Annotated in this window: 13 protein-coding genes; 10 read left to right on the top strand and 3 right to left on the bottom strand. The window is 62.1% G+C overall.

Annotation, left to right across the window (positions count from 1 at the left end):
• Positions 1 to 50: 50 nt before the first annotated feature.
• Together secG and tpiA are read right to left on the bottom strand one after the other, a co-directional pair.
• Entirely contained in the window at positions 51 to 410 is a 360-nt protein-coding gene (gene secG, locus FEV51_RS01825; protein WP_138615522.1) for a preprotein translocase subunit SecG, read from the bottom strand.
• 82 nt (positions 411 to 492) lie between these two features.
• Positions 493 to 1,254 carry a triose-phosphate isomerase gene (gene tpiA, locus FEV51_RS01830; RefSeq protein WP_138615523.1) on the bottom strand — a complete coding sequence of 254 codons (762 nt, stop codon included), beginning with the start codon at positions 1,252 to 1,254 and terminating at the stop codon, positions 493 to 495.
• A gap of 212 nt (positions 1,255 to 1,466) precedes the next feature.
• Here tpiA and FEV51_RS01835 point away from each other — a divergent pair, with 212 nt between their 5' ends.
• The 9 genes from FEV51_RS01835 (at position 1,467) to lexA (ending at position 10,521) form a co-directional block, all read left to right on the top strand.
• A complete protein-coding gene (locus tag FEV51_RS01835; RefSeq protein WP_138615524.1) occupies positions 1,467 to 3,404 on the top strand; it encodes a peptidylprolyl isomerase in 1,938 nt (645 codons plus the stop codon).
• 8 nt (positions 3,405 to 3,412) lie between these two features.
• The gene (trpE, locus tag FEV51_RS01840; RefSeq protein ID WP_138615525.1) at positions 3,413 to 4,930 is read left to right on the top strand and encodes an anthranilate synthase component I; all 1,518 of its coding nucleotides are present in this window, start codon (positions 3,413 to 3,415) and stop codon (positions 4,928 to 4,930) included.
• Entirely contained in the window at positions 4,927 to 5,772 is an 846-nt protein-coding gene (locus tag FEV51_RS01845; protein ID WP_138615526.1) for a phosphodiester glycosidase family protein, read from the top strand. The genes trpE and FEV51_RS01845 overlap by 4 nt, the downstream gene beginning before the upstream one ends.
• Positions 5,769 to 6,728 carry a prolyl aminopeptidase gene (gene pip / locus FEV51_RS01850; protein WP_138615527.1) on the top strand — a complete coding sequence of 320 codons (960 nt, stop codon included), beginning with the start codon at positions 5,769 to 5,771 and terminating at the stop codon, positions 6,726 to 6,728. The genes FEV51_RS01845 and pip overlap by 4 nt, the downstream gene beginning before the upstream one ends.
• A gap of 58 nt (positions 6,729 to 6,786) precedes the next feature.
• Positions 6,787 to 7,401: an anthranilate synthase component II gene (locus FEV51_RS01855; protein WP_138615528.1), complete on the top strand. Its 615-nt coding sequence runs from the start codon at positions 6,787 to 6,789 to the stop codon at positions 7,399 to 7,401.
• On the top strand, positions 7,398 to 8,390 hold the full coding sequence (trpD, locus tag FEV51_RS01860; protein ID WP_138615529.1) for an anthranilate phosphoribosyltransferase: 993 nt from the start codon (positions 7,398 to 7,400) through the stop codon (positions 8,388 to 8,390). Before FEV51_RS01855 ends, trpD begins: the two co-directional genes overlap by 4 nt.
• Positions 8,387 to 9,172 carry an indole-3-glycerol phosphate synthase TrpC gene (trpC, locus tag FEV51_RS01865; RefSeq protein ID WP_138615530.1) on the top strand — a complete coding sequence of 262 codons (786 nt, stop codon included), beginning with the start codon at positions 8,387 to 8,389 and terminating at the stop codon, positions 9,170 to 9,172. Before trpD ends, trpC begins: the two co-directional genes overlap by 4 nt.
• Positions 9,165 to 9,635, top strand: coding sequence for a cyclic pyranopterin monophosphate synthase MoaC (gene moaC, locus FEV51_RS01870; protein ID WP_138615531.1), 471 nt, complete (start codon positions 9,165 to 9,167; stop codon positions 9,633 to 9,635). The genes trpC and moaC overlap by 8 nt, the downstream gene beginning before the upstream one ends.
• A gap of 184 nt (positions 9,636 to 9,819) precedes the next feature.
• Positions 9,820 to 10,521, top strand: a complete 702-nt coding sequence (lexA, locus tag FEV51_RS01875; protein ID WP_138615532.1) for a transcriptional repressor LexA — start codon at positions 9,820 to 9,822, stop codon at positions 10,519 to 10,521.
• A 37-nt stretch (positions 10,522 to 10,558) separates the two neighbouring features.
• Here lexA and FEV51_RS01880 read toward each other — a convergent pair whose 3' ends face one another.
• Entirely contained in the window at positions 10,559 to 12,760 is a 2,202-nt protein-coding gene (locus tag FEV51_RS01880) for a ComEC/Rec2 family competence protein (protein ID WP_138615533.1), read from the bottom strand.
• Between the two features lie 28 nt (positions 12,761 to 12,788).
• On the opposite strand from FEV51_RS01880, the gene gltX reads away from it, so the two are divergent.
• Positions 12,789 to 14,237, top strand: a complete 1,449-nt coding sequence (gene gltX, locus FEV51_RS01885) for a glutamate--tRNA ligase (protein WP_138615534.1) — start codon at positions 12,789 to 12,791, stop codon at positions 14,235 to 14,237.
• Positions 14,238 to 14,245 lie beyond the last annotated feature (8 nt).

Below are 14,245 nucleotides of genomic sequence, written 5' to 3' on the forward strand. Positions count from 1 at the left end.
TCGCGCAGGTAAGCCTGCACAATCCACAGCGCTGCTATGCGAAGTTTGGTTTAACCGGCGACTTCGGCCAGCGGATCATCGCTGGGTACCGGTTCAGCCGGAGCCTGTCCGGGAGCCGCCAGCGGATCGGCAGGAGCAGCCGGAGCAACCGAGCGGTCAAGCGTCGATTCGATGGCATCGGTGCTGCTCGAATCGACAGCCACAGCCGCCAATGCAATCGACAGCACCACGAAAGCCACCGCCAGCCAGCGGGTCGAACGCGTCAGAAAATCCGCCGCACCGCGCGCGCTGAGCATTCCCGAAGGACTGCCGCCAATGCCAAGGCCCCCGCCTTCCGAGCGCTGCATCAGGATCACGCCGACAAGTACGGCGGCGACAACGGCCTGGAGGACGGTCAGGAAAAGGAACATGGGCGTAATCTACTTTCGGGAAGTGCGGATACAGCGCATTTAAGCGTCTAGTGTGTGAACGGCAAGGTTTCGCCGAACCGAATCAGCCTTCGGCTACCTCGGCAGCAGCGACTACGATGCCCAGAAAGCTCTCGGCAGTCAGGCTGGCGCCGCCAACTAGTGCGCCGCCAACTTCCTCAGTGGCCAGAATTTCGCCAGCGTTTTCAGGCTTTACCGAACCGCCGTAAAGGATACGCACATCGGGTGACTGATCGGGGCCATAGGTTTCATCGATCAGGCCGCGAATGGCTTTGTGCATTGCTGCGATGTCCTTGGTGGTCGCGGTGCGGCCGGTGCCGATGGCCCAGATTGGCTCGTAAGCAACCGAAAGCCGCTCCCCAGCATCGTCGATCTTGGGCAGGCTGGCGCGCAACTGGTCCAGAACGAATTGCTCAGCCTGACCGGCATCGCGGGTTTCCAGCGTTTCGCCGCAGCACAGGATGATCCGCAGGCCCGCTTCCAAGGCACTGGCGATCTTGGCGTTGATCAATTCGGCCTGTTCGGCATGGTCCTGCCGACGTTCGCTGTGGCCAAGAATCACGAATTTCGCACCCGAATCGGCAATCATTGACGCAGCGATATCGCCCGTGTGCGCGCCTTCTTCACCCGGATGACAATCCTGCGCACCAACGCCGATCTGCCCCGCTTCACGGCTGACCGCGTGAATCAACGTGTATGGGGGCGCCAGCGCAACTTCGACCTTCATGGTCCGCTGCGCCCCGCGATCAATCGCCCGCGCTTCGGAAAGCGTCGTGCGCGAGCCGTTCATTTTCCAGTTGCCAACGATATAGGGCCGTTCGGCCATTAGATACGTCCTGTCGTATTTGTCGATATGGGGAAGCCGCACGCTATTAGGTCGGTGGGCTGTGCTCCGCTAGAGAAGGATTGCTCATCCGTCAAAACCCTTTGCGACCTGTTGCGGGGAGGTCGCAGGGCGGATAAAGCGCGTCGCTCACTCCTTGCAGACCGCATTACCGCGGCGCGCACCACCGATTCAGCACGGGATCGCCCGAAGTTATGTTCCAGTTTTTTCGCAATTTCTTCAAAACCAAGGTCGGCATGGTCATCGCGCTGGCGTTTCTGGGCCTGATCGCGGTCGCCTTTGCCAGCGCCGATGTGTCGAGCAGCGGTTCGTTTGGCGGCATCGCAGGCGGCGACCGCGTCGCGGTGGTGGGTGACGAGAAGATTGGCACTGCCGATCTCTCCAAGGCTGCCAGCAACGCACTGGACCGGGCGCGGCGCGAGGATCCGACGATCTCGATGCAGTCGTTCCTTGCCGAAGGCGGAATGAGCGAGACGATGAATGCGCTGATCGATCGCTATGCCATTCGCGGTTACGCCCGCGAGCATGGCCTGCGGGCGGGCGATAATCTGGTGAACAGCGAAATCCGCTCCATCCCGGCTTTCCGCGGTGCCGATGGCAATTTCAGCGAGGACACCTATCGTCAGGTGCTGGCGCAGCAGCGTATCAGCGATGCCGAGGCGCGTGCCGATTTATCCACGGGTCTGATCGCCCAGCAATTGTTTATCCCGACCACCAGCAGCGCGACCATGCCGGACAGCGTGGCCTACCGCTATGCGCAATTGTTCAAGGAACGCCGCAAGGGCAGCATTGCCACGCTGCCATCTGCTGCATTCGCGCCAAAGGGCAAGCCGTCGCAGGCGCAGTTGAAGGCCTATTACGATAGCAACCGCGCGATGTTCGTCCGCCCCGAGCGCCGCGTAATCCGTTACGCCATCTTCGATGCCGATTCGCTGGGCGACCGCATTGAACCCACCGCTGCCGAGATTGCCGCACGTTATAAACGCGATGCCAAACTCTATGCGGGCGGTGAGACGCGCAGCTTTACGCAGCTGATCGTACCGACCGAAGCTGCGGCCAAGACAATCCGTGACAGGATCGCTGGTGGCGGATCGCTGGAAACAGCTGCACGCGAAGCCGGTTTGCGCGCTGCCCCCGTCACAGATGCCGAGCGTGAGACGATTACATCGCAAGCTTCGGCAGCTGTTGCCCAGGCCTATTTTTCGGCGTCCGAGGGTGCGATCAGCCAGCCAGCACGCAGTGCATTGGGCTGGCATCTTGCACGGATCGACAAGATCGAAAAAGTTACGGCACGCACACTTGCGCAGGCGCGCGGTGAGATTACCGACGCAATCCGTGCTGAAAAACGCGTGAGTGTGCTGGCGGATCGCGCGATCCAGATCGAAGAGCAGTTCGCCGATGGCGCAACGCTGTCCGAGGTGGCTGACGAGTTTAAGCTCAAAGTCATTGCAACCAAGCCGGTCATCGCCACTGGCCAGATCTATGGCACAGCGGGTGAAACCGCTCCGGCTGTGCTCGCCCCCGCGCTCGCAACCGCTTTCCAGATGGAAGAGGAAGAGGCTGAGGTTGCTCCGGTGTCGGGCGGCGCGGCCTATCTGGTCTATGATGTGACTGACATCGTCCCTGCCGCAACCGCACCGCTCGCCCAGATTGCCAAAGAGGTCGAGGGCGCATGGCGGCTGGACCATGGTGCCAAGGGAGCCAAAGCCGCTGCCGACCGCATTCTGGCACGCGTTGCCAAGGGGCAGACACTTGCTGCCGCTGTTTCCGCCGAGAAAGTTGGAGCTCTGAAGGTCGAGCCGGTCAGCCTGACCCGCGAAGATCTGGCCCGGCAGGCAGCGCAGCGGATTCCTCCGGCAATTGCTTTGCTGTTCAGCATGGCCGACGGCACGACCAAGAAGCTGGAGGCGTCTGGCCGTCTTGGCTGGCTGGTTATCGACCTCGACGATGTGGCGATGGACACGCTGGACAAGGACGATCCATTGGTGGCGCAGGCCAAGCAGCAGCTCGGCCCGGTGATCGGTGATGAATACAGCGCTCAGCTGCGCACCGCGATGCGTCAGGCGATGGGTGTCGAGCGCAATCCGGCAGCCATCGAAGCGGTCAGCAAACAGCTTACCGGCGCGAACTGAGGCAGCTCTTGGCTGACGGGCTTCAAGGCGCAGCACCGGCGGTCAAGGAACTTGCCGCCGGGCGGCCCGCGCTGGTCTGGCGCAAGGTGGTTGCCGACTGTCTGACGCCGGTGGGCGCGGCGGCGGCGCTGATGGTCGACGGACGCGGTGATTTCCTGCTCGAATCAGTTGAGGGCGGCGAAGTCCGCGGACGCTATAGCCTGCTCGGCCTCGACCCCGATCTGGTGTTCCGTGCCAGTGGGGAAACTGCCGAGACAAACCCAAGCTGGCAGACCGACCGGGAGGGTTTCAAACCTAGCGAAAACGGCGCGCTTGCGGCCTTGCGGGCGCTGGTCGAGCAATGCCGCTGCGATGTTCCGGACGATTTGCCCCCGGTGCTGGCCTGTCTGGTCGGCTATTTCGGATATGAGACAATCGGACTGGTCGAAAAGCTGCCCCGCGCGGCGCATGATCCGCTGGGCGTGCCCGATATGCTGTTCGTGCGGCCCACCGTCATTCTGGTCTTCGACCGCCTGACCGATGAGATGATCTGTGTTGCCCCGGTGTGGCCCGGTGTGGCAAGCGCTACCGGACAGGCAATCGAGCACGCGGGTGATCGGATTGACGAAACTCTGCGCCAGCTCGCCGGGACCGCGCTGCCACTTTCAGCAGGCGGCACCAATCACCCCGAACCCGCACTGACGCCGCAGCTTGATGCCTCGACCTATGAAGCGATGGCGCTGAAGGCGAAGGACTACATCGCAGCTGGCGACATCTTTCAGGTGGTGCTGTCGCAGCGCTTTACCTGCCCCTTCACCCTCCCCGCACTCGACCTCTATCGCGCTCTGCGCCGAGTAAACCCCTCCCCCTTCCTGTTCTTCCTCGACCTGCCTGGCTTTGCGCTAGTCGGTTCCAGTCCAGAAATTCTTGTTCGCGTGCGCGGCGGTGAAGTCACCGTCCGGCCCATTGCCGGCACCCGCCCGCGCGGTGCCACGCCAGAGGCTGACCGCGCCGCAGAGGCATCATTGCGCGCCGATCCCAAGGAATGCGCCGAACACCTCATGCTGCTCGATCTGGGACGCAATGACGTGGGCCGCGTCGCGCAGGGCGGCAGCGTCACTGTCACCGATAGCTTTACGGTCGAACGCTATAGCCATGTCATGCATATGGTCAGCAATGTGACGGGCCAGCTCAGCCCCGAACATGACGCTATCGACGCGCTGTTCGCTGGCTTCCCCGCTGGCACCGTCAGCGGCGCACCAAAGATCCGCGCCTGCCAGATCATTGCCGAGCTGGAGAGCGATACACGCGGGCCATATGCGGGCGGAGTCGGCTATTTCGCCCCCGATGGATCGGTGGACAGCTGCATTGTGCTGCGTACCGGATTGCTAAAAGATGGAATTTTGCACGTACAGGCCGGTGCAGGGATAGTCGCGGACAGCGATCCGGCATATGAACAGCGTGAATGCGAAGCCAAGGCCGGAGCGCTGCTCGCCGCAGCCAAAGAAGCCGTCCGCTTCGCGCAGGAGCCCAGTTTCGGACAATGAAATATCTCGCCGCCTCTATTGCCCTGCTCACCCTGACCGCCTGCGAACAACAGCCCGCAGGAGAACCGGTCGCGCGTGCCCGCATTGACGGGAAAACGCAGCCAGCGCCGTCGCCTTCGCCCACCCCAACCGAAACACCAACCATCGCCTCTCAGGTCGAAAGCGCATGCCGTTCGATCATCTTCGAAGACACCCCGCTGACGCATTGTCTGGCGATCCCGTCCCGGCACAGGATCGCGATGGAGCTCGGCCCGGATGGCGAAGCACCCTATCGCAGTCTTGGCGCGCTGGCGAAGCGGCGTAATGCGCGCACTATTGCCTTTGCCATGAACGGCGGGATGTTCGACGATGAGGGCAAGCCGATCGGCTACTATGTCGAGAATTCACAACGCCGCAAAGCGCTCAACACCGCAGATGGCGCGGGCAATTTCCACCTCAAGCCCAACGGCGTGTTCTTTGGCAGTGGTGACAAATGGGAAGTTCGCGCCACCGAGGATTTCCTCAAGAACGTCACCGAACGACCTGAATTCGGGACGCAATCCGGCCCGATGCTGGTGATCGACGGCAAGATCCATCCCGAGATCACACAAAACGGCCCATCGCGCCTGATCCGCAATGCTGTGGGTGTAGACGACAAGGGGCGCGCGCATTTCGTCATCACGAACGCGCCGCTGTCGTTTGGCAGGCTGGCGCGGTTTTATCGCGACGAGCTGAACGTCAAAAACGCGCTGTTTCTTGACGGTTCGGTGTCGTCACTGTGGAACCCTTCGACCGACCGGCTCGATACCGGAGCGCCGATTGGCCCAATCATCGTAGTTGAACGCAGGAGCCAGTCCCAATGACCCAGCGCCGCACGCTTTATCCCGCAATCGAGCCCTTTGAAACGGGCGTTCTGGATGTCGGTGACGGGCACCAACTTTATTGGGAGCGTTGCGGCACCAAGGGCGGCAAACCTGCGGTATTCTTGCACGGCGGCCCCGGTGCAGGCTGCAGCGCCGACCAGCGGCGGCAATTCGACCCTGAACTGTACGATGTTCTGCTATTCGACCAGCGCGGCTGCGGCCGCTCGCTGCCCTTCGCCAGCCTGGAGAACAACACAACATGGGACATCGTCGCCGATATCGAAAAGCTGCGCATCATGTGCGGGCACGATAAATGGCAGGTCTTCGGCGGCAGCTGGGGTTCCACACTGGCGCTATCCTATGCACAAACCCACCCTGATCACGTTTCCGAATTGATCCTGCGCGGTATTTTCCTGTGCCGCCAGATCGAGCTCGACTGGCTGTGCGCTTATGGCGCGAGCGAATTGTACCCCGAGGCTTGGGACGCATTTTCAGGTCATATTCCCGATGATGAGCAGGACGATCTGCTCGAAGCCTATCATAAGCGGCTGACCTCAGATGACCACGCCGTGCAACTGGCCGCCGCCAAGGCGTGGAGCGAATGGGAGGGTCAGACCGTCACCCTCCTGCCCGACCCTGAGATGCTGGCCGCTTTTACCGAGGACAAGCACGCCATCGCCGTCGCGCGGATAGAAAACCATTATTTCCGCCACCAATGCTGGCTGGAAGAGGGGCAATTGCTCGACAATGCGCACCGACTGGCGGGAATTCCCGGTGTGATTGTGCAGGGGCGTCACGATTGCTGCACCCCGCCCTCGGCTGCCTGGGCATTGAAGCAAGCCTGGCCCGAAGTCGATTTGCAGATTGTCCCCGATGGCGGCCATCTGTTCACCGAACCCGGCATTACTGACGGATTGGTGCGCGCATCGAATCGCTTTGCCGGGAAGCAGGATTGACGTCGCTGCTGACTTTCCTTGCTTGATTGCGCAGCGCCGAGAGGCAATGACGCCAGCGATGCCAGACCGCCAAACCATCCTTGTTGTCGACAATTACGACAGCTTCACCTTCAATCTGGTCCATTATTTGATGGAGCTGGGTGCTGGCGTGGAGGTGGTACGCAATGACGCCACGACCGCCGCAGAGGCGCTGTCGGGCGGCTTTGTCGGCTATCTCATCTCGCCCGGCCCCTGCACGCCAAGCGAGGCCGGGATCAGTCTCGACCTCGTCGCTGCCTGTGCCGCCGCCGAACTGCCATTGCTGGGCGTGTGTCTGGGCCACCAGTCAATCGGCCAACACTTCGGTGGGCGCGTGGTGCGCGGCGGGTTGATGCACGGTAAGACATCGCCGGTAACGCATGATGGCAGCGGGGTTTTTGCTGGCCTGCCCTCACCCTTCACCGCCACGCGCTATCACTCTCTGGTGGTCGAAGATGTACCCAATTGTCTGACGGTCAATGCCACCAGCGAAACGCCCGGTCACGGTACTGCCAGCACGATGGGCTTTCGCCACAAAAGCCTGCCGATCCACGGCGTGCAATTCCATCCCGAAAGCATCGCGACCGAGCATGGTCATGCGCTGCTTGCCAATTTCCTCCAGCTATGCGGTATCACCGCCAAGGTCTTGTCATGAAACAGCTTCCCCAGGCCGAACCCCATCTCACTGAAAGCGAGGCTGAGGAAGTCTTTGGCTGGATTCTTGATGGCCAGACAAGCGAAGAAGAAATAGCCCGCTTCCTGACAGAGATGTCCTCCCGCAGCGAAACCGCTGAGGAGATCGCGGGCGCTGCGCGTGCCCTGCGCGCAAGGCTGGTTCCTGTTGCTGCACCGGATGATGCCGTGGATTGCTGCGGCACCGGCGGCGATGGTCACCATACGCTCAATGTTTCGACAGCCGTCAGCCTTGTGGTCGCCGCCTGCGGTGTGCCGGTGGCCAAACATGGCAACCGCGCTGCCAGCAGCAAATCGGGTGCCGCCGATACTTTGGAGGCGCTGGGTCTGGATATGGAAGCGGCGGGGAGAACCGCTGAGAAGTCTCTGACAGAAATCGGAATTTGCTTTCTCTTCGCCAAAAACCACCATCCCGCGATGGGCCGCATTCAGCCCATTCGCCAGCGGCTGGGCGTGCGCACGATTTTCAATCTGATGGGCCCGCTGTCTAATCCGGCGGGCGTGCAGAGCCAGCTGATCGGGATTGCCAGGCCTGCCTATGTTCCGATCTATGCAGCCGCGAAGGCCAAGCTGGGCACCAAGCGTACATTTATTGTCTCAGGCGATGAAGGGCTCGACGAATTGAGCCTGGCCGGTGGCAATGAACTGGCTGATGTGACCGGAAATGATTTCGAGATGCGGCGGGTTCATGCTGTGCAGGTCAACCTCCCGCACGCCCCGGTTGAGGCAATTCGCGGCGGCGATGCGGTCCACAACGCCCGCGCTCTGGAGGCGCTGCTGATGGGTGCACCCGGCCCTTACCGCGATGCCGTGTTGTTCAACGCAGCCGCCACTCTGATCGTGGCGGGCCACACGCAGGAATGGGAAGACGGTGCAGCGAAGGCTGCCGAAGCGCTCGATTCGGGCGCGGCGCGCGATCTGCTCGCCAAATGGATTGCGATAGCCAAATGAACCGGCTTGCCGAAATCTGCGCAACCAAGCGCGAGGAGGTGGCTGCGCGTAAGGCCGAAATCAGCCTCACCGAATTGGAGGCTCTGGCGCGCGCCCAAACCGCACCGCGCGGTTTTCGGGCCGCGTTGGAGACCGCGCAGGCAAGCGGCTTCGCTCTGATCGCCGAAATCAAGAAAGCTTCGCCCTCCAAAGGATTGATCCGTAAAGATTTTCACCCTGCCGATCATGCCCGCGATTATGCTGCTGGCGGTGCCGCCTGCCTTTCAGTGCTCACCGATGCACCGTATTTCCAGGGCCACGAAGATGATTTCATCGCCGCCCGCGCCGCGTGCAATCTGCCCGTCTTGCGCAAGGATTTTATGGTCGACCCCTGGCAGGTTGCCGAGGCGCGCGCAATTGGCGCGGACGCCATTCTGATCATCGTCGCCGCTCTGGGCGATGGCGCGATGCTGGAACTCGAAGCCGCCGCGATCGCCAGTGGTATGGACGTGCTTGTGGAGGTTCATGACGCGCGTGAGATGGCCCGCACCGCGCTAATGAAATCGCGGCTGATCGGGGTCAACAATCGCAACCTCAAGACCTTCGAGACCGACCTCGCAACCACCGAGCAGCTTGTGGCGCTTGCACCTGCGGGTGCACTCCTGGTGGGCGAGAGCGGAATATCCTCGTACGAAGACTGCCAGCGGCTCGCCCGCGCGGGCGTGCGGAGCTTTCTGGTGGGCGAGAGCCTGATGCGGCAAAGGGACGTCGAAACTGCAACTCGGACATTGCTGAATGGCTGAACTGACACATCTCGACGAACATGGCGCGGCCCGCATGGTTGATGTCGGGCAGAAACCCGAAACATCGCGCAGCGCAGTCGCCGAGGGTCGCATCCGGATGTCGAGCGAGGCGCTCGCTGCGATATTGGAGGGTGACAATCCCAAGGGTGATGTCCTCGCCGCAGCGCGCATCGCCGGGATCATGGCCGCCAAACGGACCAGCGAGTTGATCCCGCTGTGCCATCCGCTGTCCCTCGATGCAGTGTCGGTTGACTTCACGCCAGAGCAGGATGGCCTGCGCGTCACTGCAACGGCCTCGCTAACCGGGCGCACCGGGGTCGATATGGAGGCCATGACCGCCGCCTCGATAGCGCTGCTCACCGTTTACGACATGGGCAAGGCTGTGGACCGGGCCATGGTGATCGGCGGCGTGCGCTTGCTGGCAAAGTCGGGCGGCAAGTCGGGCGAATGGCACGCCGACTGACCCGGTACGGGGCAAAGCGGGAACAGCTGTTCTCCGGCAGATGCACCCAAAATGGCGCAAATGCTTGACGCCACCGCGCAAGTTGCCTACTTGTTCCGCATTCGTTCACCGCTTTGTCCGCAGACATATCTGCAAGGCCCTGCGAAATGATGACGTAGAAAATGCGAGATAGGAGTGACCCGCCATGCTGACTGCCAAGCAGCACGAATTGATCCGGTTTATCCAGCAGCGGCTTGAGGACACGGGCATCTCGCCCTCGTTCGAGGAAATGAAGGAAGCGCTCGATTTGAAGAGCAAGTCGGGCGTGCACCGGCTGATCTCGGCGCTTGAGGAACGCGGCTTCATCCGCCGCCTGCCAAATCGTGCGCGCGCTCTTGAAGTGGTAAAGCTGCCCGAGGATGCGGTTACCGGCGCGAGCAGTTCCGCTCCCAAGATGCCAGCGGCCAATGACGCGGTCATTGCGGCGCGGGCTGCAAAAGCTGTGGCACCCGATCCGGCGAACGACGTGATTGATGTGCCGCTGCATGGCCGCATCGCGGCTGGCGCGCCCATCGAAGCGATTGAGGGTCAGACCAGCATGCCCGTTCCTGCCGCCCTGCTGGGCCCCGGCGACCATTATGCTTTGGAAGTTTCCGGTGATTCGATGGTCGAAGCCGGTATCTTTGATGGCGACTTTGCCTTGGTCCGCCGCACCGACACCGCCCGTGATGGCGAGATAGTGGTGGCATTGGTGGACAACGAGGAAGCGACGTTGAAATATCTGCGGCGCGAAGACGGTTATATCCGACTTGATCCAGCCAATGGCGCTTATGAGCCGCAGGTTTACGAATCCCGGCGCGTTCAGGTTCAGGGCAAGCTGGCAGGTCTGCTCCGCCGCTACCACTAAGCCTGGCGGTCTGCTCCAGAGATAGGCCCACTGCGCCTTAGCGCCGCGTGAAAGTCCTAGGCTGGAGCGGCCGCCACCATCCGTGCTCGCCCTGCGACTGACCAACTGACGCAATCCGCTGGTCTGCCAGATAAAGCGCCAAGCCCCCTTCCCTACCGAGGTAGGTCCGGTCCGCCTTGAGCCAACGCGGCTGGCAGCTGCGCGGCAGGAAGCGGTCCGCAATAACAATATCCGCCTGATCGCAAGCTGCGGCCAGCGCGCGTTCTTCGATCATTGTACGGCTCCGTGCGATCAGCAGGTTCCAGTTACGCCCGCCGCGCCTCAGCACCACGGTGCAGAAATCCGGGCTGCAACGCGCGCCGGGTGTGCGCGCTAGCGGGATTGGCTCCCCCGCCATAGCTGACACCTCCAGCAAATTGTCGCGCGCATAACTGCTTTCGGTATCGCGCAGCACCAGCAATCGCTCCCCCTCTCCCGCAATCCCGACATCGCGGCCATCGCGTGAGATCAGCACATCCGGGGTCGGCGTGGTGGCCAGCAGAGCAATCCCGACAGCAACTGCGGCGAAACCCCACAGCCGCGCCCGACCACGCCACAAGGCCAGCCACAGGCTGCCCGCAACAAACAGCAGGATCGTCACAAGACCCATTTGCGGCACCAGCTTGACTGCTCCCGGCTGTGCAGAAGTAAACCGCGCCAGCGCCAGCAGCGCATCTAGCGACTGCCCCGCCAGCCACCAGACGGGTGCTCCCAAACCGATCACGTCCAGCGCCAGCGCCAGAGCGATCAGCGGCATCGACACAAAAGTAACCAGCGGGATCGCCAGGACATTGGCAAACGCACCGTAAAGGCCAGATCGGTGGAAATGGAACAGCACGACAGGAGTCAGCGCGATCTCGATCACAAGTCCGGTCAGGAACAGCATCGCGACACGCCGTGATGCAAGCCGCCACCAATTCTCCTCGCGCGGTGCCAGAAAGTCCCGGATCGGCCGCGCATTGTGTAATGCCACAATCGCGATGACCGCCGAAAAGCTCATCTGGAAACTGGGGCCAACCAGCGATTCGGGCCACAGCGCCAGCACGACTATCGCCGCCACAGCCACCATTCGCAGCGATAACGGCTCACGCCCAAGCGCCAGCGCCGCCAGCACCAGCACCGCTCCGATACAGCTGCGAACAGTCGGAACTTCCGCCCCGGTCAGCAAGGTATAGCCGATGCCCGCCACAGCACCGAATGCAGCCGCCACCAAGGGCACTCGCACCCGCAGCGCAATCCATGGCCACAGGGCAAGCAATTTGAGCGATAGGAAATACACCGCTGCTATAACTGCGCTGACATGCAATCCGCTGATCGACAGCAAATGCGTCAGCCCCGCATCGCGCATCGCTGTCTCGTCCGCTTCACCAATCGCCCCGCGATCGCCGCTGGCAAAAGCTGCTGCGATACTGCCTGACGCGCCGCCCAATTGCCCGCGCACATGTGTGGACAGGCTGCGTTGCAGAGAGGCGATTACCCCGCCATCGCCTTCTTGCGGTTCGATCACCTCAATGGCTCCGACAGTGGAGCCGGTTGCGGCCAGCCCTTCGAACCATGCCCTGCGCGCAAAATCATAGGCGCCCGGAACCAGCGGCGGCGCTGGCGGCATCAGCCGCGCGCGCATGCGGACTAACGTGCCTTCGATCAGGTCAGGCTGATCCTGAGCCTCGGGTACATTGACGCGCAGCTTTATGGCTCGCCCATTGTCCGCATCGCGCGCTGCGATCACAAGGCGAACGCGCTGTTCCGCCGGTTGTTCGATCCGCTCCAGAATGCGCGCTTCAAACTGGCCGAAACGCGGAGCCGGAACAGCTTCCGCCCCCACCATCGCCGAACGCGCCCAGACCAGAATGCTTCCCGCAGCGACAGCCAGCCCGATAGATACCACCGCGAGCAACAGATTGGCGCGATCCTCCCGCCCGCGCCACAGTGCCGCCGCTGCCAATGCGGCCAGCAACGCCAGCCCAATCGCCGCCGCCCACTGCCACGGACTGGCGAGAGCGAACCATAAGCCAATCCCGCCAGCGAAAGCCACAGCAAGCCACGGCGCACGGTCGAACCCCGCCCGGCCCAGAAACCGCTCTGCCAAATCGCCGAAACTGGACAAGCGGGCGTGCATGGGCCAAGGGCGCTGCACTGCACCATGGGCGGTTAAAACCGCCTCCCCCATCGGAATTTCGGGCGTCCCCTGCGTCGCCATGCAAGTGTTTGAAAGGAAGCGAGAGACAATGGCAAGCGATACCGGCACGGCCACGCGTGAGGTCGTCACCCGCTTCGCCCCCTCGCCCACCGGCTATCTGCACATTGGCGGCGCCCGCACGGCGCTGTTCAACTGGCTCTATGCCCGCCATCATGGCGGCCGGGTTTTGCTGCGGATCGAAGACACTGACGCGAAGCGCAGCACCCAGGACGCGATCGACAAAATCATCGAAGGGCTTGACTGGCTCGGTCTCGATTTCGACGATCCGCCGTTGTTCCAGTCCGACCATGCTTCGCGCCATGCCGAAGTCGCGATGAAACTGCTCGAGGCTGGCCACGCCTACAAATGCTTCGCAACCACCGAAGAACTGGAAGCCATGCGGGCCGAGCAGCGCGCGAACAAGCAACCGATGCGCTATGATGGGCGCTGGCGTGACCGCGACGCCGCCGACGCGCCCGAAGGCGCGCCGTTTGTGGTACGGCTCAAGACGCCCAATGACGGCGAAACCGCGATCGACGATGCGGTTCAGGGCCGCGTTACCGTGCGCAATGCCGAGATTGACGATTACGTCCTGCTGCGCGCCGATGGCACGCCGACCTATATGCTGGCAGTTGTGGTCGATGATCACGATATGGGCGTCACGCATATTATCCGCGGCGACGATCATCTCAACAACGCCTTCCGCCAGCTACCCATCATCCGCGCGATGGAGACGATCGAAGGCGGCTGGCCCGACCCGGTCTATGCCCACGTCCCGCTGATCCACGGCAATGACGGCGCGAAAATGTCGAAGCGCCACGGTGCCGTGGGTGTCGAAGGCTATCGCGACGAAGAGGGTGTGCTGCCCGAAGCACTGTTCAATTATCTGTTGCGTCTTGGCTGGGGCCATGGCGACCGCGAAGAGATCTCGCGTCACGAAGCCATCGCGCTGTTCGATCTGGACGGGGTCGGCAAAAGCCCCTCGCGCTTCGACATCAAGAAGCTTCAGAATCTCAATGGCCATTACATTCGCGAAGCCGATGACGCGCGGCTGGCGGAACTGGTCGGACAGACGCTTGGCGGCGATGTGGATCTGGCGCTTTTGGCGAAGGCTATGCCGGTCCTTAAAACCCGTGCGAAGACCACGCATGAACTTGTTGATGGATCACGGTTTCTGTTCGCGAAACGTCCGCTGGAATTGACCGAAAAGGCCGTAGCCCTGCTCGATGACGAGGGACGCGAGCGGCTAACCCGTGTTTCCAAGGCTTTGCATGCGCAAAATGACTGGACAATCGACGCGCTCGAAGCCACTACGAAGTCACTCGCCGAAGAGCTCGAACTGGGCCTCGGCAAGCTTGCGCAGCCAATGCGTGCAGCCTTGACGGGTACGACGACTTCGCCCGGAATTTTCGACGTGCTGGTCCTGCTGGGGAAGGATGAGTCGCTCGCGCGTATCGACGCGCAGGCCTCCCCGGAAGGCACCGCTGGAACCAACTGAGGGAGACA

The organism is Qipengyuania marisflavi (assembly GCF_005884405.1).
Taxonomy (GTDB): Bacteria; Pseudomonadota; Alphaproteobacteria; order Sphingomonadales; family Sphingomonadaceae; genus Qipengyuania; species Qipengyuania marisflavi.

What these genes read in the sequence shown, in the direction of transcription:
- FEV51_RS01880 (WP_138615533.1), bottom strand. Translation starts at nt 12,760, where the DNA reads ATGGCGACGCAGGGGACGCCCGAAATTCCGATGGGGGAGGCGGTTTTA.
- FEV51_RS01855 (WP_138615528.1), top strand. Translation starts at nt 6,787, where the DNA reads ATGCCAGACCGCCAAACCATCCTTGTTGTCGACAATTACGACAGCTTC.
- FEV51_RS01835 (WP_138615524.1), top strand. Translation starts at nt 1,467, where the DNA reads ATGTTCCAGTTTTTTCGCAATTTCTTCAAAACCAAGGTCGGCATGGTC.
- moaC (WP_138615531.1), top strand. Translation starts at nt 9,165, where the DNA reads ATGGCTGAACTGACACATCTCGACGAACATGGCGCGGCCCGCATGGTT.
- FEV51_RS01845 (WP_138615526.1), top strand. Translation starts at nt 4,927, where the DNA reads ATGAAATATCTCGCCGCCTCTATTGCCCTGCTCACCCTGACCGCCTGC.
- secG (WP_138615522.1), bottom strand. Translation starts at nt 410, where the DNA reads ATGTTCCTTTTCCTGACCGTCCTCCAGGCCGTTGTCGCCGCCGTACTT.
- gltX (WP_138615534.1), top strand. Translation starts at nt 12,789, where the DNA reads ATGGCAAGCGATACCGGCACGGCCACGCGTGAGGTCGTCACCCGCTTC.
- trpD (WP_138615529.1), top strand. Translation starts at nt 7,398, where the DNA reads ATGAAACAGCTTCCCCAGGCCGAACCCCATCTCACTGAAAGCGAGGCT.
- trpC (WP_138615530.1), top strand. Translation starts at nt 8,387, where the DNA reads ATGAACCGGCTTGCCGAAATCTGCGCAACCAAGCGCGAGGAGGTGGCT.
- lexA (WP_138615532.1), top strand. Translation starts at nt 9,820, where the DNA reads ATGCTGACTGCCAAGCAGCACGAATTGATCCGGTTTATCCAGCAGCGG.
- pip (WP_138615527.1), top strand. Translation starts at nt 5,769, where the DNA reads ATGACCCAGCGCCGCACGCTTTATCCCGCAATCGAGCCCTTTGAAACG.
- tpiA (WP_138615523.1), bottom strand. Translation starts at nt 1,254, where the DNA reads ATGGCCGAACGGCCCTATATCGTTGGCAACTGGAAAATGAACGGCTCG.